Raw genomic sequence first — 19,559 nt, forward strand, 5'->3', positions numbered from 1 at the left:
GTATCGCAGCGGCGACCGGGTGCGCTGGCTGGCAGACGGACGGCTGGAGTATCTGGGCCGCACCGATGAACAGGTGAAAATCCGCGGCTATCGCATCGAACTGGGCGAAATCGAAGCCGGCCTGCTGCGTGATCCGAAGGTCGCGCAGGCGAAGGTAATCGCGCGCGAAGACCGCCCCGGTCATCCGCAACTGGTCGCCTATATCGTGCCTGCGCGTGCCTCAAGCGCGCCCCTGGATACGAGCGCATTGCGGCAAGCCCTGGCGCAGATCATGCCCGACTACATGCTGCCCACTGCCTTCGTGGTCATCGATGCGGTGCCACTTACACCCCATGGCAAGCTCGACCGAAAGGCGCTGCCGCCACCTGCGCTCACCGTGTCCAGCCAGCGTGCGCCGCGTACACCTCGTGAGGAGAGACTGGTCGCGCTGTTTGCCGAAGTGCTCGGCCTGGAACGCGTAGGTGTCGACGACAATTTCTTCGAGCTGGGCGGCCACTCGCTGCTTGCCACGCGCCTGGTCAGCCGCATACGCACCGCATTGCAGGAGGATCTGCCGATTCGGGCGTTGTTCGAAACACCTACGGTAGCCGGACTTGCGCTTTGCCTGAAGGATGAGCCGGAGGTGCGTAAACAGGCAGAGATCAGCCCGCTGCGCACATCAGGTACCCAGCCACCCCTGTTCTGCTTGCCACCGGCAGGAAGCCTGCCGTGGTGCTACATGGCGCTGGTCGAGCACATCCAGGCCGACTGTCCGATCTACGGCTTGCACGCACCGAACGATGGCGTGGTGGATATCGAGACGGAAGCCAGCCACTACATTGAGGCCATACGCAGCATCCAGACCAACGGCCCCTATCGGCTGCTTGGCTGGTCAGTGGGTGGCGTCATGGCTCATGCGGTAGCCACTCGCCTGCAGGACGCGGGCGAACAGGTTGAACTGCTCGCCATGATCGATGCCTATCCGCCGGATCAGGGGCATATGGAAGCCTTATCCGATGCCTGTTACGTGGATACCGAGCGGCGTTCATTGCTTTCGGTCATGGAGAACTATCGCCGCGACGCTGAGGTATCCCTGAATGACGGCGATACCGTTGACGCCATGCTCGACACCTGGATCCGGCATGGCGCGATCATGCCGGACGATCGCGAAGTGCTGATCTGGATGACGCAACAGTTCATGCGCGCGATCGCTGTTTCGGCCTGCTTCAAGCCTTCGCCTTATTTGGGAAACGTCTGGTTTTTCCGTGCCGATCACAGTGACGACCCCGATGCGTCTCTACCCATCGAGCGCTGGGCGCCCCATGTGCTGGGAACGATTCACGTCCATCAGGTGCCGGCCCATCACTACCGGATGCTCGATGCATCTTTCTGTCCGCAGATTGGCAGGGTGATTACCAGCGCCATGGACCTGTGCACAGGCGCCGCGGCACCGGAACCCAATTCACCCTTGCTATCCGTCACCAAAGATACAACCGGCTAACCACGATCACTGCGCACTCATATACGGAACCCGTCATGACCACAGCAGCAACAATGGATGAACAGGTCTGTCTCAAAAGCGACGTCAAGATCGAGCCGCTTACCTATCGCTGGTACGCGTGGGGCCACCTTGTTTCGCCGGTACAAATGGCGATGAACCTGGCCTTCCGCCAGATACCGATGCTGAAGTCTTTTGTCGCCAATCCTGGAGTGCACGAGGCCGCTTCGAAAAATCCGCAGCTGTTGGGCGGAACCTTTCTGGAGCTCAAGCAAAGTGATGTTTCGTCCGTACGCAAACTGCTTCAGGAAACGCTGCAAGCCGGCGCCCCACTGATCGAGTTTGCCAACGACCTGATGCAGATCGACCGGCAGCTGCTGAAAACCGAAAGTGGCCACAGCCTGGATCATATCTACGCCAAGCTTCCCGATTCGCTTGCAGGCGCGGCGGAAGTTGCCTACGACCTCGCCAATCGCCCGACGTTACGCATGCTGGAAGAGCTCATCTACGGCAGCGCCATACACCACCGGCATGCACAGGAGCTGGCTTTTACCACCAAAAAGGACGATCAGCGCAACTTCTTTCTGAATACGCCGCGCCTGGAATCGCCTGATCGCATGATATTGCCGATGCCGTTTGCGGACCGGCGTGTCGACCTGATCGCCTCCGCCAGGACTCGCGCCGCATCATTCCGGGACATCTGCGACGCGCTGGCAGTGCCTGAAGATCGGCGCGCCGCCTTCGGCGATTTTTTCACCGCCCATTCACCCCGGCGCGATCAGCCCGATTACACGGGCGACGGCGTGCGGGTGCGCTACTTCGGTCACGCCTGCGTGCTTCTGCAGAGCAAGGAAGTTTCCATCCTGATCGACCCGTTCGTCACCTGGGACCATGACGACGCCGAAGGAAGACTCACCTTCCACGACCTGCCCGACCACATCGACTACGTATTCCTTACGCACAACCACCAGGACCACTTCTGTCCGGAAGTGCTGCTGCAGCTACGCGGCCGCATCGGCCGCATTCTGGTGCCGCGAAACAACACGTACAGCATCGCCGATCCATCCATGCGTCTGGCGCTGAACAGCCTGGGCTTCAGCAACGTGGAAGTGATGGATGCCATGGACGCCATTCCCGTGCCGGATGGCGAGATCACCAGCCTGCCCTTCTACGGCGAGCATGCCGACCTGAGCATCAGCAGCAAGCACGCCATGCACGTGAAGCTGAAGGGCCGCAGCTTCCTGTTCGTGGCCGATTCCGATGGCAAGGATCGCCAGCTGTACCGCCGCATTGCCGAGCGCATCGGCCAGGTGGATACGCTGTTTGTAGGCATGGAATGCGACGGCGCGCCGCTTACCTGGCTCTACGGCACGTACTTGCCGCAGCCCATCCATCGCAAAGATGACGATTCACGCAGGTTGTCGGGCTCCGATTCGGACCGCGCATGGACGATTGTGGCCGAACTCGGCTGCAAGACTGCTTACGTATACGCGCTGGGCCAGGAACCATGGCTCAAATTTGTCGCCGGCCTGCAGTACACGGCGCAAAGCAAACAGATCATTGAATCGGACAAGTTTGTGCAACGGTGCCGCGCGGCCGGCATCGTCTCCGAACGACTCCATGGCTGCCGAACGATGCATTGCTAAGCGCCACCGTTAACCGCGGTTTCCACTCACCATTTGGAGAGCAGTCATGTATCAAGACAATGACAGCAACAACAGTGGCCCCCAGCGTCCCGTCTTCCGCAAGATCGACCATATCGCCATCGCCGTGCACGACGTGGAGGAGGCCATCAAATACTTCACCGACGTGATGGGATTCAACCTGGAGCGTCGTCTTCACATCAAGGGCCGGCGTACCGGCATGCTGTCGGCGGAAATGACCCACGGCGAAATCAAATTCGTGTTGTGCCAGGGGACGGAGCCGGAATCCCAGGTATCTCGCCTCATCAGCAACTACGGCCCGGGGGTTGCGCATATCGCCCTGGCGGTGGACGAAGCCCATTCAGCGGCCGAACAACTGGGGGGCTTTGGCATTTCCTTCGATACGTCGGTCATCGAAGGCCCTGGCCTGAAGCAGGTGTTCACGGCGCGCGACTCCAATTCCGGCCTCTCTTTCGAGTTCATCGAGCGCACTTCCGAAGGCGGTTTCCTGGAAGAAAACGTACAGAACCTGTTTGATCAACTGGAAAAAGCCGATGCCTACTAGCGTCACGGCGAGTTGCGTACCGTCCCGATCCTGCGTGTACCGGCCGCATGCTTTTTCGTACTTCATTGCGGGGTAACTCAAAATGGAATCTTCTCGCCACGCGCATGCGCTCCCACGCAGGAAACGATCATGCTTACGTATTATCTGAAAATTGCCTTTGCCGGCTTCAGGCGGAACATGGCGCTAAGCCTCCTGACCGTTCTTACGGTAGCGATCGGAATCGGCGGCGCCATGAGTACGTTCACGATCTATCACGTCATGTCCGGCGACCCGATACCCGGCAAATCGGGCAAGCTGTTCGTACCCCAGTTCGACAGCATCGGTCCGCAAGCGCGGGAAAAAACCGACGAGCCGCCGGATCTGCTCAGCTACCGGGATGTGCTTGCGCTGATGCGTGCGCCGGCAGGTGAACAGCATGCGGCCATGTATCCAACGAGAATGACCGTGACGCCGCCTAATCCGTCGCTGTCACAACTGGCAGTGTCCGCACGAGCGACCCAGCCCGCCTTCTTTCGCATGTTCGATACGCCGTTCCAGTCCGGCGCCCCCTGGTCCGACGCGGAAGAAGCGGCACGCGCACGGGTCGTGGTGCTCAGCGCACGCACCGCCGAACGCCTGTTTTCCAATCAGGATGCCGTCGGTAAGACCGTGACCCTGAATGGTCAGGATTATCGTGTAGCGGGCGTGCTGAAACCCTGGAATCCGACCCCGCGCTTCTATGACCTCAGCGGCGACGCATTGGCGCAATCGGAAGGCGTCTACCTGCCATTTGCCACCGCCATCGATCGGCAAATGGACAGTAACGGACATACCGAATGCGACGTCGCTCCGGCTCCCGGGGCTGGCTGGCAAGGGATGCTCAATTCCAATTGCGTATGGCTGCAATATTGGGTGCAGTTACCCGATGCAGCAGCGGTGACGCGCTACAACGCTTTCCTGAGCCAGTACGCCACCGAACAACAGCGATCCGGCCGCTTCAGCTGGCTGCCCATGACCCGGCTTCGCGACGTACGCCAATGGATGCGTTACAAGCAGGTCATTCCCAATGAATTGCGCGTGGTCGTGCTCCTGGGGTTCGGGTTTCTTCTGGTATGCATGGTGAACGCCGTGGGCCTGATGCTGGCACGGCTCAACGGGCGCACTGCCGATCTAGGGGTGCGTCGTGCGCTCGGAGCGACGAAGGGCGACATATTGATCCAGTGCGTTATAGAGGCCGCGTTTGTGGGTCTGCTTGGCGGACTGGCAGGTCTCTCCCTCACGGTGGCAGGCGCCGCAGCGGAGCGCGCCATTGTTGCCCAAAGCCTGGCGCGCATCACGCATATCGACAATATGCTTGTGCTTATCACCCTGACGCTTGCGGTCGCGAGCACGATCTGCGCCGGACTTTATCCTGCCTGGCGCGCCAGTCGGACACCACCCGCCATGCAACTACGGGCTCGCTAAAGGAAACCCATCATGAATGTCTGGCCGATACTTTCAGCGCTGCGACGCAATCCGATGGGGGCGATACTGATCGTGCTGCAAATAGCCCTAACCGTGGCGATCGTCTGCAACGCGCTATTCATTGTGCAGCAACAGACCCGTCTGATCAGCCGCCCCAGCGGTGTCGACGAAGCAAGCCTTTTTTCGTTTTACAATCTTTGGGGAAGTAACACCACGGATTACAAGTCTCGCGTGCAGGTCGATCTCTCTGCCTTGCGGGCACTTCCGGATGTCGAAGACGCGATCGCGACCACGGGGCTCCCCTTGCGGGGTGGCGGCTATCACTACCCGGTGGCCATCAGTCCGGTCCAAACCAAGGACAACCCTGAGGCGAGCGTCTATCTCACGGATCAACACGGCCTGAATGCATTGGGCCTGCAACTGGCCGCCGGGCGCTGGTTCCATTCCGACGAAATTCACGACATGGACAGCGACCACGACAATCCGGAGTCCGCACCGATGGCCGTGCTGACCGACGCATTGGCGCAACGGCTGTTTCCGCAGGGCAATGCGCTGGGAAAAGCGATCTATCTGGGCAAATCTCCGGCCACGGTAGTAGGCATTGTCAAACGCATGCAGGCAGCACGGATTTCCACGTCTTCGCAGACGGCCGAATATGCGGTACTGGTGCCATTTCTGTGGGAAGCGCCGGCCAGTTTGTACGTCGTACGCGCCAAGCCTGGTCGACGCGATGCCGCCATCCAGGCGGCTCAGCTTGCGTTGAGCCAGATCAGCCGTTCGCGTTCCATCGCCAACGTCCAGGGTTTCGACGAGACGCGTTCGGAGGCATACCGGCCCTACCGAGCGACCGCCATCATTCTTGCTTGCGTGGGACTGCTGCTGATTTCGGTGACCGGATTGGGCATCGTTGGCCTGACCAGCTATTGGGTCTCTCAACGCAAGCGCCAGATTGGCATTCGTCGCGCGTTGGGCGCGCGGCGCATTGACATACTCCACTACTTCCATACTGAAAACCTTCTGGTGGTAGGTTGCGGCGCGATCATCGGCGTGATTCTCGCCAATCTCGCCAATACGATGATCGTCGAACACTTCGAGATGGACCGGCTACCGCAGATTTATATTGTTGCCGGCGCGGTGATCGTGCTCGGACTCGGCCAGCTCAGCGTACTGTGGCCCGCATGGCGTGCTGCACGCATATCACCTGCGGTCGCCACTCAGGCGAACTAGATCAATGCCCTTGCAAGATGCACATGGACGGCCAGGAACCAGAGCCGCCTATTTCAGCAATTCAGCCGGATGACCGCCATCATGCAAACTTACTCGCACGCCGCAGTCATGAACTTCCTCAACGAGGTCTCGGGCAACTTTCCCGATGCGATTGCGCTTGCAGCAGGGCGCCCGACCGAGCGCTACTTCGGCAGGCTTTCATCAGACGCCCTGCGCGAGGCCATCGACCACTATGGTTGCAGCACTACCCAGCTGTTGCAGTACGGACGCACGGCCGGCGTCATCAACACGCTTGTCGCGACGCAACTTCGCCGGGACGAAGGCGTTCCCGCCGACGCAAACCGGCTGATCATCACCGCTGGCTGCCAGGAAGCCATTGCCCTATGCCTAAGCGCACTGTGCCCGCGCCCTGACGATGTCGCCCTTGTATGCAATCCCACCTACATCGGCGCCACCGGCGCGGCGCAGGCTTGCGGGGTGGCGATCAAGGCCATCCCTAGCGCTGGTGACGATCTGATCACCGCACTGGAGCAGTGCATCGAGCAGCTTCGCCTGGAACGGCGGTGCCCGCGCGTGCTGTACCTCATTCCGGATTTCGACAATCCGACCGGCCGCACGCTGAGCGAAGTGCAGCGACGTGCCGTTCTGACCACATGCGAACGGCATCGCATCGTGATACTGGAAGACAATCCCTATGGCATGTTTCGCTATGAGGGCAGCCCCATTCCACCCATGGCTGCGCTGGATGAAGCCGGCTGCGTGATCTACCTGTCGACTTATTCCAAGACCATTTGCCCTGCCGTCCGTGTGGGCTCGGCCTGCCTGCCGCACACGCTGTTCGGTGATCGCCAGGCTTCTGCGAAGCTCTTTCAAGAGCTGACCGAGCGCAAGAGCTTCGTCTCGGTAAACACCAGCCCCATCACCCAGGCCATCGTTGGCGGGATCCTGTTGCGCCATGACTGCAGTTTGCGCGACTGGATACGACCGACCGTGGACTTGTATGCCGATAATCGCGAGGTCATGCTGCAGGCACTGAAAAAGCAGTTTGAGCCGCACCCGGACATAAGCTGGAATCGTCCTGACGGCGGATTCTTTCTTTCCATGGATCTTCCGTTCCGCTTTACGGCCGATGCCGTCGTTGAATGCGCGACAAGGTTCCAGGTCATCGTCATGCCGCTGGCCTTTTTTGCGCTCGATGATTCCCAGGACCGGCGCATAAGACTCGCCTTTAGCGCCGTGGACAGGGACGACATAGCTTCCGGCGTTGCTTCGCTAAGCCGCTACGTAACACAAAGGCTGGAGAGCATGGGGACGAGGGAGCGCGAGTCCCCGGTCGCGGCATCGGCCCTATAGGCGCAGCACGCGTGATAGCGCCAGTCAATGTCGAAGACTTTCGCCGTCTGACCAGGAAGCGTCTTCCAGCCATCGTGTTTGACTATCTCGACGGAGGCGCGGAAGACGAGCACGGGATCGAGCACAACAAGGCGATTTTCCAGCACATACGTTTCAAGCCCCTACGGCTGCGCAATGTGTCGGAACGCGATCTTTCCACCAGCCTGCTTGGCCGGCCCCTCGCCGCCCCCTTGCTGATTGCTCCCACCGGGCTCAATGGGCTGTTGTGGCCCGAGGGCGATATCGCTCTGGCCAGAGCCGCGGCCGGCGAGGGGTTGCCCTTTATTCTATCGACCGCATCCAATGCATCGATAGAAGACGTTGCACGACAGGTGGATGGTGATTTGTGGTTTCAGCTCTACACGATCCACGCCGACCTGACCAGGCAGCTGATCCGACGGGCGATAGCGGCTGACTATTCAACCTTGGTTGTGACGGTGGATGTCGTCGTAAACGGAAACCGCGAACGGGATCGCCGCAATGGATTCGCGTTCCCTTTGCGTTTCAGTCCAGGCTTGGTGCTCGATGGCATCAGGCATCCGCGATGGCTGTGGCATTTGCTGCGCAACGGCCTGCCCCGCATGGCCAATATGGCTCAGCAGCAGCAAGCAAGCCTGGATTTGCAGACTGCGTTGCTTCGGCGCCAAATGGATGCGTCTTTTGACTGGTCCAGCCTGGCCAGGCTGCGCGAAACATGGCCACGGCGGCTGCTGGTAAAGGGCATATTGCGTGCCGAAGATGCACAACGGTGCGTCGAGCTAGGTGCCGATGGCGTGATCCTTTCCAACCACGGCGCAAGACAACTGGATCATTGCATTTCTCCCATGCAAGTGCTTGGGCAGGTGGTTGAAAACATATCGCAGCCCGTGCTGGTCGATAGTGGATTCCGCCGCGGCAGCGACGTCGTCAAAGCCCTCGCCATGGGAGCATCCGGCATCCTGATCGGGCGAGCCGTCCTTTATGGCCTGGCGGCTCGCGGGGAAGCCGGCGCAAGAGAGGTTTTGCGCCTGCTGAAGCGCGAAATGGACATAACGCTTGCCCAGATCGGCTGCCCGTCCGTGGCACAGCTTTCGCCGGAATATTTGCTTTGACACGCCGAGGCCAGGTGCGCATAGCTGGTCTCGAACGATGAATCCAGCTGCGACAGGAAAAACTGATCGTCGCTGATCGTCCGCCGGATGCCGAGCAGCGTGTTGCACAGCGGCGAGCTATGCCCTTCGCACTGAATCTCCGGATGCTGCGCGAGCAGCTGGCACAGCTAGGTCGAACCTGCGCGCGGCAGACCGGTGACGCCAACGAAAGTAGGCGTTGCCACCTCAGAACCCCTTGCTGATCTGCACCCACGCCCGCGTGGACGGGCGCCTGCCCGCCAACGCAGGCGTGCTGCCCACCGGCTGACCCACTTGCACCTGCGCTATCCATTGATCAGGACCGGCCCAGTTCAGGCCAAGACCCACGCTGCTCAGCGTGGCATGGTTGCTGCCGGTGCTACCGGCCCATGGGTGTGGGTTGATCCATACGCCGCCCTGGTCGGCAAACACACTGCCGGCCCAAGCTCCGCCCGGCAGGCTCAGGTCATGGCGCAGTTCCGTCGTGGCCAGGTAACCGGAAGCACCCGCCAACGTACTCACTTCGTAGCCACGCACGCTCTGCATGCCCCCGAGCAGGAACTGCTCGGAAGAGTCCAGGTTGTGATGGCTGTACTGGCCACTGAGCGCTACGTACAGGCGCGTCGTGGCAGTGATCATCTGCAGGCGGCTCACACTGCCATCCCAATGCAGCTCGTGCCCCTGCGTGTGAGCTGTCACCGAGTCGCCAGCCTTCGCCGCAGGATTGTCAAAGCCCAGCTGTCCTCGTGTCAGCGACAGTTGCGCCTGAGTCACTCCGCCTCCGCCCCAGCCATCGCGATGATCGAAGGCACCACTGGCCGTCCAGTCCCAGGTGTGGCGATCATCGTGCACGCCGGTGCTGCCGGTGTCGTCCGCCAAATGATGATGGTCCAGTTCCAGCCGGGCACTTACATTCGTGTTGGGGCTGCGCACGATGGCCTGAGACAACCACGCACTCGCCTCCGTAGCATGCCCTCGGGCATGCAGGTCGGTCAGGCCATCGCCCAATTGATAGGACAGCGCCGAGTACGCCAGCCCGAACCGGGTCCCAGCCCCATTGAGCGTAAAGTCATAGGCCAGATGGCCATAGCGCATGTGCTCGTCGGAGGCCAGAAGTCCCGCACTGAGCTGATCGCCAAGGCCGACCAGATTGTTCACGGCCACGTTGCCGCCCAAACGGATGCGGCCGGTGTAGCGATCTCCCCCGTCATCCAGCGTAACGTTACCGGTTACGCGCGGCAGCGCCTGGGCATCGACATCGAGATTGCTGGTACCGGGCGCGCTGCCGGGACCCAACACCGCATGCCCCTGTACTCCCGGCAGATCGTTCAACAACAACAGCTGACGATCCAGGGCCTCCTGCGTGACCAGTTGGCCGCTCTGCAGCGGGCTGAGGCTGGCGTTGAGCAGGCTCGTCTGGACACGGCTGTGGTTGGCCACCTGCACCCGGTCGTAGCGCGCCTCGATGACCTTGAACTGCACCACACCGTCACTCAACGCCTGTGCCGGCACCACAGTGCGGGACAACGGATAACCGTGGGAGCGATAGTAGTCAGTGATGCGTTGCGCGAGGACGGCGAGCGTGGCGAGCGTCTGCGTGTGGCCTTCGCCGTCGGCGACCAGTGCGTGCAGCGTCCCGGTATCGAACGTCGTGTTGCCGCCAACGACGATCTGCTTCACCTCGAAAGGGGTGTTATCGGTGACAGGGGCGGTCACGGGCGCCTGGATCTGTATCCCCGGCTCACGTTTGGGCAACGGTTGCTGCGGAGGCTGCGCCTGCTGCAGTAGCTGACCGCTGGTGGGCGGCGTTTGCTGCGCAAACGCGGAAGCCGCCAACAGGGCCATGGCTAGGGGCGACAAACGCACAATGGTTGATCCGATCACAGGCAGGTATCCCAAAAACGAGGAAAAGAGAGAGTTTTAGTTGTTATGGCAGACGCACACCGCCGCCCACCACGCGTATATCCGGCGCGTAGAGATCGGACGTAGCGGCTGAAATGGCGGACCGGAGGGGCACGGTGGCCGGTGCAGACTCGTCCGATGCAGCCATCGTCGACACCAGCAGGCTACCCGGCGCTAGCGCGGTGCCGATGGGCGCCGGCTTACCCAATAGCTGCTGCACGTATGCCACGCCCGGCAACGCCACTTCGCTGTTGACCACTACGTTGAACGCCAGGGCATTGCCGGCGGCCTGCACGAACGTGTAATTGCCATCATTCGCGGCCAGTCCATGGCCGGCAATGGCGTATTCCCCGGCCGGGCTTTGTGCGGTAGCCGGGGTAGTAAAGGTCAGCGTGCCGCTGGTGGCATTGGCCAAGGTGTCGCTCCCCTGGAAACCGGTGACCGTGCCGGTCAGCGTCGGGATCGTCTGGCCGGCAAACACCTGCACCGGTGTCGCCACATAGGTCAGCGTGGCCGGCATTATCGTGAGCATACCGCTGTTGTAGGCGATGGCGTAGTTATTCGACGTAAGGCCACTAGGCGTGAGTGTGTAGCTGCCCACGTTCAAGGCACCTTGTGAACTGCCGCCATAGGTTAGCGCACCACCCAGCACTGCCGTGGATTGCCCATCGACGAAACCGTTATAAGTAACGCCATTGCCACCGCTGTACGACTGCGCGTTGTAGGTGATGTTGGCGCTATTGGCCGTAATGGTGAGTCGAGCCGGGGTAATCATGCCGATGGCTGCGATGGCTGTGCTGTTGCCCAGTATGTAATTGCCCACGCCGCTGCCGCTGATCGCCAGACCGCTCGCTTGAACGTTGATGCCGCTGCCGGCATTGGCTGTGGCGTAGAGACCGGACGTGGGATCATTGAGGCTCACCGCATCGCTGCCGATCACGCCGGTCAAGCTGTAGTTGCCCGACGCCAGCGTCGCCGCCGTGGTGCCGTCGTACACCTTGGTTACCGTACCAGTGAGGCTGGCCGTCAACGTGGCCGGACTCACCGTCAGCATGCCGTTGCCGTAATTGATCGTGTAATTGCTCGAGCTCAGCCCTGACGGCGTGATGGTGTAGAAACCGGCGTTGACAGCACCTTGTGACGTTCCACCGTAGACCAGTGTGCCACCGAGCACCGACGCATTTTCACCATTCACGAGGCCGCTGTAAACCACGCCATTGCCGCCACTGTAGGCAATACCGTTATACGTCTTGCTGGCATTATTCGCCGTCACTACCAGCAACGCCGGCGTAATGCTTGCCGCGCCGCTCGCACTGGTGGGCAAGCTGTAGTTGGACAGGCTGGTGCCGCTGTTGGCCATGAAATCACTGCCGCCCAGCGTCGCCGTGACCGTGGTGGCGTTGGCCACGTTGCTGCTGTTGTAGGCGCCACTGGTCTGCGTCACCGTCGCGCCCTCCCCGCTGACAAAGCCGCTCAGCGTGTAATCGATCGGCGTGAGCGTTGCAACGGTAGTGCCGTCGTACACCTTGCTGATCGGGCCGACAAGGCTGGCCGTCAGGGTGGCCGGTGTAATGGTCGCTGCGACGCTGACGCTGCCGGACGCCAAGGTGTAATCGCTGGCCAATGAAGCGTTGCTGCCGGAAATGCCGCTGATGATCAGGCCCGATACGGTGACGCGGGTGGCGTTGGCGACCTGTGCGCTGTTGTAAACCGCGCCGGTGTCAGACAGGTTGGCACTTGTATCGCCGGAGACCAGTCCGCTGTAGCCATACGTTGGCGCAAAGCCGATCGGCGCAGCGGTCGTGCCGTCATACGTTTTGGTCACGCCGCTATTGGTCAGCGTCGCCGTCAGCGTCGCGGGGGTGATGCTCGCCGCCACATTGGCGCTGTTGGGCACCAAGCTGTAATCGCTGGCCTGCGAACCGTTGCTGCCGACGATGCCGCTGATGCTCAGTCCCGATACCGTGACATCGCTGGCGCTGACCACGTGCGCACTGTTGTAAGCCACGCCGGTGTCGGTCAGGCTGGCGCCGGTATCGCCAGAGACGAAGCCGCTGTAGTTATACGTCGGGGTAAATCCGATCGGCGCAGCTGTCGTGCCGTCATACGTTTTGGTCACGCCGCTGTTGGTCAGCGTCGCCGTCAGCGTCGCGGGGGTGATCGTCGCCGCCACACTCGCGCTGCCGGAGGCCAAGGTGTAGTCGCTGGCCAGGGAACCGTCGCTGCCCATAATGCTGCTGATGCTCAGCCCCGAAACGGTGACGCGGCTGGCGCTGGCCACATGCGTACTGTTGTAAGCCACGCTGGTGTCAGCCAGGCTGGCGCCGGTGTCGCCGGAAGCCAGCCCACTGTAGCTAAACGTTGGGACAAATCCGATCGGCGCAGCGGTCGTGCCGTCATACGTTTTGGTCACGCCGCTGTTGGTCAGCGTCGCCGTCAGCGTCGCGGGGGTGATCGTCGCCGCCACGCTCGCGCTGCCGGAGGCCAAGGTGTAATCGCTGGCCAGGGAACCGTCGCTGCCCATAATGCTGCTGATGCTCAGCCCCGATACGGTGATGCGACTGGCGCTGGCCACATGCGTGCTGTTGTAAGCCACGCTGGTGTCAGCCAGGCTGGCGCCGGTGTCGCCGGAAGCCAGTCCACTGTAGCTAAACGTCGGGACAAATCCGATCGGCGCAGCGGTCGTGCCGTCATACGTTTTGGTCACGCCGCTGTTGGTCAGCGTCGCCGTCAGCGTCGCGGGGGTGATGCTCGCCGCCACATTGGCGCTGTTGGACACCAAAAAGTAATCGCTGACCTGCGAACCATTGCTGCCGGTAATGCCAGTGATACTCAGCCCCGATACCGTGAGGCTGGTGGCGCCGACCACGTGCGCGCTGTTGTAGGCCACACTGGTGTCGGTCAGGATGGCGCCCGTATCGCCGGGGACCAAAACCAAGGGGCTGTACATCGGGGTAAAGCCGACCGGTGCAGAGGTCGTACCGTCGTAGCTCTTGGTCACCCCGCTGTTGATCAGCACCGGTGTCAGGGGAGCCGGCGTGATGGTTCCTGCCACCGAGGAGATGGTTGGCAGCGCCACGCTGTAGTCAGTGCTCTGGCTGCCGCTGGTGCTGGAAAGGATATTCACCCCGAGACTGCCGCTGGCGCTGATGCTGCTGGCACTGGCTACATGACTGCTGTTGTAAGCCAATGTGATGCCAGTGGCATCGAGCGACAAGCTATCGCCACTGATCGCACCACTGACACTGCCGCCAACCAACCTGGCACCCATCGCCGTCGTAGTGCCGTCGTAGGTCTTGCTCAGAAAGCCACCGATGGTGGGCGCTGTAGCCGTCAGCACCCTTGGCGAAATGCTTGCCACGCCCACACCGGTGGCGGCGGTAGTGCTCACCAAGGTGTAATCGCCGAGCACGGAATTATCGGTACCGTTACCGGTGATCGATGCCAGCGACAAACCGCCTTGCGTAATCACCGTTGCCGAAGCAACGTGAGCCGAATTGAATGTTGGCGTCGCCGAACTACTCACCGTAGCGCTATCGCCCGACACCAGGCCCGAGACGCTGTAGGTTGGGCTGAATCCACCTGGTGTCGCCGTGGTGCCGTCGTAGGTCTTGGTGACGTTGGTGGTATTGGAAAGAGCTACCGTCAACGGTGCTGGCATGATGGTCGCCGCCACATTCGCACTGCTGGATGCCAAGGTGTAGTCGCTGGTCTGCGAACCGTTGCTCCCAGCAATACCACTGATGCTCAGCCCCGATACCGTGACGTCGGTGGCGCTGGCTACATGCGCGCTGTCGTAAGCCGCACCGGTGTTGGACAGGCTGGCGCCGGTATCGCCGGAGACCAAGCCGCTGTAGCTGTACGTCGGCGTAAAGCCGCCTGGCGCATTGGTCGTACCATCATACGTCTTGGTCACACCGCTGTTGGTAAGCGTCGCCGTCAGTATCGCGGGGGTGATCGTCGCCGCTACATTGGCGCTGTTGGACGCCAAAATGTAATCGCTGACCAGCGAACCGTCGCTGCCGGTAATGCCGCTGATGCTCAGACCCGATACCGTGACGTTGGCGGCACTCACAACGTGTGCGCTGTTGTAAGCCACGCTGGTGTCAGTCAGGCTGGCGCCGGTGTCGCCGGAAGCCAGTCCACTGTAGCTGTACGTCGGCGCAAAGCCGATCGGCGCAGCAGTCGTGCCGTCATAGGCCTTGGCCACACCGCTGTTGGTCAGCGTCGCCGTCAGCGTCGCGGGGATGACGCTCGCCGCCACATTGGCGCTGCTGGAGACCAAGCTGTAATCGCTGGCCTGCGAACCGTTGCTGCCGGTAATGCCACTGATACTCAAGCCCGATACCGTGAGGCTGGTGGCACCGACCACGTGCGCGCTGTTGTACGTCGCACTGGTGTCGGTCAGGCTGGCGCCGGTATCGCCGGAGACCAAACCCAGGTAGCTGTACGTCGGGGTAAAGCCGACCGGTGCAGAGGTCGTACCGTCGTAGCTCTTGGTCACGCCGCTGTTGGTCAGTGCCAGTGTCAGTGGCGCCGGCGTGATGGTCGCAGCCACCGAAGTGATGGTCGATGCCGACAGGCTGTAGTCAGTGCTCTGGCTGCCGTTGGTGCTGGAAAGGAGATTCACGCCGAGACTACCGCTGGCGCTGATGCTGCTGGCATTGGCTACATGACTGCTGTTGTAAGCCAACGTGATGCCGGTGGCATTGAGCGACAGGCTATCGCCGCTGAGCGCACCACTGACACTGCCGCCGATCAAACTGGCACCCGCCGCTGCCGTAGTGCCGTCGTAGACCTTGGTCAGCGTGCCGCCGATGGTCGGTGCCGTAGTCGTCAGCACGATCGGCGAGACGCTAGCCACACCCGCGCCGGTGGAAGCGGTTGTACTCGCCAAGGTGTAATCGCTGATCACGGAATTATCGGTACCGTTACCGGTGATCGATGCCAGCGTCAGACCGCCTTGCGTGATTGCCGTTGCGGAAGCGACGTGAGTCGAATTGAACACCGGCGTGGCCGAACTGCTCACCGTAGCGCTGTCGCCCGATACCAGACCCGAGACGCTGTACGTCGGGCTGAATCCACCTGGTGCCGCCGTGGTGCCGTCGTAGGTCTTGGTGACGTTGGTGGTATTGGACAGCGATGCAGTCACCGGTGCTGGCGTGATCGTCGCCGCCCCATTCGCATTGCTGGAGGTCAAGGTGTAATCGCTGGCCAGCGAACCGTTGCTGCCGGTAATGCTGCTGATGCTCAGCCCCGATAGCGTGAGGCTGGTGGCGCCGATCACGTGGGCGCTGTTGTAAGCCGCACCGGTGTTGGACAGGCTGGCGCGGGTATCGCCGGAGATCAGGCCACTGAAACTGTACGTCGGCGTAAAGCCGCCTGGCGCATTCGTCGTGCCGTCATAGGTCTTGCTCACGCCGCTGTTGGTCAGCGTCGCCGTCAGTGTCGCGGGTGTGATCGTCGCCGCCACACTCGCGCTGTTGGGCGCCAAGGTGTAATCGCTGATCAGCGAACCGTTGCTGCCCGTAACGAGGAGAATGCGCAAACCCGATACGGTAATGCGAGAGGCGCTGCCCGCGTGCACGCCGTTGTAGGCCACGCCGGTGTTGGTCAGGATGGCGCCGGTGTCGCCCACGACCAAACCCAGGTAGCTGTACGTTGGGGTAAAGCCGACCGGTGCATTGGTCGTACCGTTATAGACCTTGGTCACGTTGATGTTCGTCAATCTCGGCGTCAATATGGCGCGTGTGATGGTCGCGGCCACATTCGCACTCGTGGACGCCAAGGTGTAATCGCTCGCCAGCGAGCTGTTGCTGCCGGTAATGCCGCTGATGCTCAGGCCCGCTACCGTGACGTTGGCTGCGTTGACCACGTGTGCGCTGTTGTACCTCGCACTGGTGTCGGTCAGGCTGGCGCCGGTATCGCCGGGGACCAGCCCGCTAAAGCTGTACGTAGGGGTAAAGCCGACCGGTGCGGCGGTGGTGCCGTTATAGGTTTTGGTCACGCCGCTGTTGGTCAGCGTCGGCGTCAGCGTCGCCGGATTGATGGTCAGGGTCGCGCTCGTCGCGCCGAAGCTCAAATCGTAATTACTGGAATACGCCGATGACACATTCTCGGAGTAGCCGCCCGCGTGCTGCGCGGCCGTCAGCCCCAGCGTGATCGCCGAAAGATTCGGCGATGGCAGCGAGTAGCTCAACACCGTCGTGTCCTGATTGGTTCCGTTATACGTCACCGTCTGGTTGCTTGTGCTGATCGTCAGCGGAATCAACAGGCTTTCGATCAAGGGTGCGGTGTAGCCGTTGTAGATTCGCCAGGTGGCGCCGCTGCCGCCGCTGATTGCGGGAGTCCAGGAAAAACTGCTCTGCTGCAAAATTTGAGTGTTGTCTAAGCCGGTCATCCCGGTTGCGGCGGCACCGCCAGTCCCGTATTGCTGATTGGTGCTCTGCGTATCCCAATAGCTGGCCGTAGTCGTGCCGCCCGTGACAGACCCAACCAGACCGCCGTGTTGATCGCTTGCATCACCAGTCGACACGCTGCCTGTGGCATAGGTGTCGATGATCGTGCCAGCGCTCATCAAACCTACCAACCCGCCAATCGCATTGTTGTTATTAGTCCCGCCGGAGTTCCACGACACATTGCCCGTTGCATAAGCGTTCTGGATTGTGCCGGTGTCATAGCCGACCAGCCCGCCGAGATAGTCCGCCGCGGCGCCGCCGCCATAGGAACCGCTCACCGCACCTGTGGCATAGGCATTGCTAACCGTGCCGTCGTTGGTCCCGACGAGACCGCCGAGATAGTCTCCAAATGACGACCCACTAACCGCTCCCATGGCGTAAGCGTTACTGATAGTGCCGCTGGATTCGTTAGTGCCAACCAATCCGCCAATATTCTCACTATCACCAGAACCGCTAACCGTTCCCGTTGTGAAAACGTTGCTGACGGTGCCTGAGTTATCGCCCACCAGACCGCCGATGCTAATTGGCAGGCTCAAAGACGTGCCTGAGGCTGCGCCGGAAACGCTCTCCCCCAGCAAGCCAACGTTGCGGATCGTGCCCGAGGATGCCCCAAACAGACCCACATCGGTGAGGGAGGAATTCCCCGCGACAGTAAGGCCGGTGATGGTGTGGCCAAGCCCGTCGAACACACCCGAGAACGCCGTGGTGCTGGTACCGATCGGTGTGAAACCGCCCGAGAGATTCAGATTTCCCGCCAGCGCATAGAATCCGCTCGTCCCCACGTTGTTCTGCAGTGCGGTAGCGCTACTGATCAACGTATAGCCCTGTCCGTTGATGCTCAGCGTGCTGCTGCCGGTAAAGTTCACCTGACCAGCGAAGCCACTGCCGCCCAGTCCCACGTTGACGCTGGTGCCCGCAGCCGGCGTGGTAACGGTCGTACCGTTGTATCCGCCGTAGTTCAATGCGAGACCCGCCGAACCACTGGCGGTCATCGTCCCGTTGATATTGATGTTGTTCTGCGCATCCAGCGTCAGCGTGTTCGAGCCCCAGCTCACCGTGTCATCCACGTTCACGTTGCCGCTGCCGCTGGTACCACCCGCGCTGGACTGGATAACGACATTGCCACCGCTCAGCTGAGTGCTGAGTGCGGCGCCCGTAATGTCACCACCAGAGAGCGCGACGGTGAAATCATTCGGGTCGATCAACCACGTTCCGGACAGACCAAGCAGAGCGGCCGTCGTGATTTTTGCGTTATTGGCAACGTTGACTCTCGCTGCGCTCGTTTCGATCTGGCCACCGCTTCCTCCGTTGGGAGCGCTGGCATCGAGCACGCCACCCACCGCAACGGTGCCCGCATCCATGCCACCCAGCAGGACGATGTGGCCACTGCGGTTCTGGACGGTCTGCGCCTCGATGGTGCCGGTGTTGTTCACCGCACTGGCGAGCAGGCTGTCGCGCGCACCGGCCGTCATCCAGACATTGCCGCCATTGGCTTCGATCAGTTGACCGTTCTGCGCCAGCGCGTTGAGCGTGCCCTGGTCCACCCGCACACTTACCAGCTTGTCGCCGTTGAAGTTGAGCGTCACCGCGCTGCCACCGGCCAGCGCCACGCTGCCCAGCTGGGCATGAATCGCCCCCTGGTTGCTGACCTGGTTGCCGAGCAGGGCTGCATAGCCGCCACCGGTGACATGGATCGTGCCCAGGTTGGTCACCCTGCCCTTGCCCGTGCCACGGAAGCTCAGCGAGCCGCTACCCAAGGCGCTGTCGTCGACGTCCAGCGTGGAGGCGACGAGACCTCCCACGTTCACCTGCGCACCCTGGCCAAACAGGATGCCGTTGGGATTGATCAGGAACACCTGGCCGTTGGCGTTGAGGTGGCCGAAGATCCGGCTGCCATTGGTATCGGCGATGCGGTTGACCGCCACGGCGCCGGCATTGGGCTGCACAAAGTCCACGCTGGACTGGCTGCCGATATTGAAGGTCTGCCAGTTGAGTGAGAGGTTCTGGCTCTGCTGGGTGATGGTGAGCGTGTTGCCCTGCTGCGCCAGGTGACCGGCGCCGCCGGTGACCTGGCCGCCCGTGGGCAGTGCATTGGCCGCCACAGCGGAAGTGGCCGTGGCGGCTGCGGTCGTCGTGCCGTTGCCGGGAGACGGCGTTGCCGCCAGGGCCAGAAGGGGCAGACTCAGGGGTACACCCGCCAGCCAAGCGGCACGGCGTGTGCCGCCTTCAGCACTGCGCCCACCCTTGGTACGGCCACGGGCGAATTCGGACGCCACTTGAAGCACGCCCAGCCGGCGGTTCCAGACCAACCGAAAGATATGGTTCATCAGATTGCCCCCTGTG

General features: G+C 61.6%; 9 protein-coding genes. 7 read left to right on the top strand and 2 right to left on the bottom strand.

From position 1 onward, the window contains the following. From EKH80_RS22590 to EKH80_RS22620, 7 genes are all read left to right on the top strand, one after another. A partial coding sequence (locus EKH80_RS22590) for a thioesterase domain-containing protein (RefSeq protein ID WP_230473888.1) occupies nt 1-1,480 on the top strand: 1,480 nt, incomplete at its 5' end. A gap of 35 nt (nt 1,481-1,515) precedes the next feature. Further along, nucleotides 1,516-3,123 carry an MBL fold metallo-hydrolase gene (locus tag EKH80_RS22595; RefSeq protein WP_126687067.1) on the top strand — a complete coding sequence of 536 codons (1,608 nt, stop codon included), beginning with the start codon at nt 1,516-1,518 and terminating at the stop codon, nt 3,121-3,123. Between the two features lie 46 nt (nt 3,124-3,169). After that, nucleotides 3,170-3,685, top strand: coding sequence for a VOC family protein (locus EKH80_RS22600; RefSeq protein ID WP_126687068.1), 516 nt, complete (start codon nt 3,170-3,172; stop codon nt 3,683-3,685). Between the two features lie 129 nt (nt 3,686-3,814). Further along, nucleotides 3,815-5,128 carry an ABC transporter permease gene (locus EKH80_RS22605; RefSeq protein WP_126687069.1) on the top strand — a complete coding sequence of 438 codons (1,314 nt, stop codon included), beginning with the start codon at nt 3,815-3,817 and terminating at the stop codon, nt 5,126-5,128. Nucleotides 5,129-5,140: 12 nt separating this feature from the next. Further along, nucleotides 5,141-6,355, top strand: a complete 1,215-nt coding sequence (locus tag EKH80_RS22610; protein ID WP_126687070.1) for an ABC transporter permease — start codon at nt 5,141-5,143, stop codon at nt 6,353-6,355. 69 nt (nt 6,356-6,424) lie between these two features. Beyond that, nucleotides 6,425-7,708, top strand: coding sequence for an aminotransferase-like domain-containing protein (locus tag EKH80_RS22615; RefSeq protein WP_126687071.1), 1,284 nt, complete (start codon nt 6,425-6,427; stop codon nt 7,706-7,708). 11 nt (nt 7,709-7,719) lie between these two features. Next, nucleotides 7,720-8,838: an alpha-hydroxy-acid oxidizing protein gene (locus EKH80_RS22620; RefSeq protein WP_126687072.1), complete on the top strand. Its 1,119-nt coding sequence runs from the start codon at nt 7,720-7,722 to the stop codon at nt 8,836-8,838. A gap of 225 nt (nt 8,839-9,063) precedes the next feature. Here EKH80_RS22620 and EKH80_RS22630 read toward each other — a convergent pair whose 3' ends face one another. Continuing rightward, nucleotides 9,064-10,740, bottom strand: a complete 1,677-nt coding sequence (locus EKH80_RS22630; protein ID WP_230473889.1) for a ShlB/FhaC/HecB family hemolysin secretion/activation protein — start codon at nt 10,738-10,740, stop codon at nt 9,064-9,066. Nucleotides 10,741-10,783: 43 nt separating this feature from the next. After that, nucleotides 10,784-19,543: a YDG domain-containing protein gene (locus EKH80_RS22635; RefSeq protein WP_126687073.1), complete on the bottom strand. Its 8,760-nt coding sequence runs from the start codon at nt 19,541-19,543 to the stop codon at nt 10,784-10,786. Nucleotides 19,544-19,559 lie beyond the last annotated feature (16 nt).

Origin of the sequence: Dyella choica (assembly GCF_003977665.1) — a bacterium.
GTDB classification, from domain to species: Bacteria; Pseudomonadota; Gammaproteobacteria; order Xanthomonadales; family Rhodanobacteraceae; genus Dyella_B; species Dyella_B choica.

Excerpts from the sequence above, each read along its gene's own strand:
- EKH80_RS22615 (WP_126687071.1), top strand. The coding sequence starts at position 6,425 with ATGACCGCCATCATGCAAACTTACTCGCACGCCGCAGTCATGAACTTC.
- EKH80_RS22595 (WP_126687067.1), top strand. The coding sequence starts at position 1,516 with ATGACCACAGCAGCAACAATGGATGAACAGGTCTGTCTCAAAAGCGAC.
- EKH80_RS22600 (WP_126687068.1), top strand. The coding sequence starts at position 3,170 with ATGTATCAAGACAATGACAGCAACAACAGTGGCCCCCAGCGTCCCGTC.
- EKH80_RS22610 (WP_126687070.1), top strand. The coding sequence starts at position 5,141 with ATGAATGTCTGGCCGATACTTTCAGCGCTGCGACGCAATCCGATGGGG.
- EKH80_RS22605 (WP_126687069.1), top strand. The coding sequence starts at position 3,815 with ATGCTTACGTATTATCTGAAAATTGCCTTTGCCGGCTTCAGGCGGAAC.
- EKH80_RS22635 (WP_126687073.1), bottom strand. The coding sequence starts at position 19,543 with ATGAACCATATCTTTCGGTTGGTCTGGAACCGCCGGCTGGGCGTGCTT.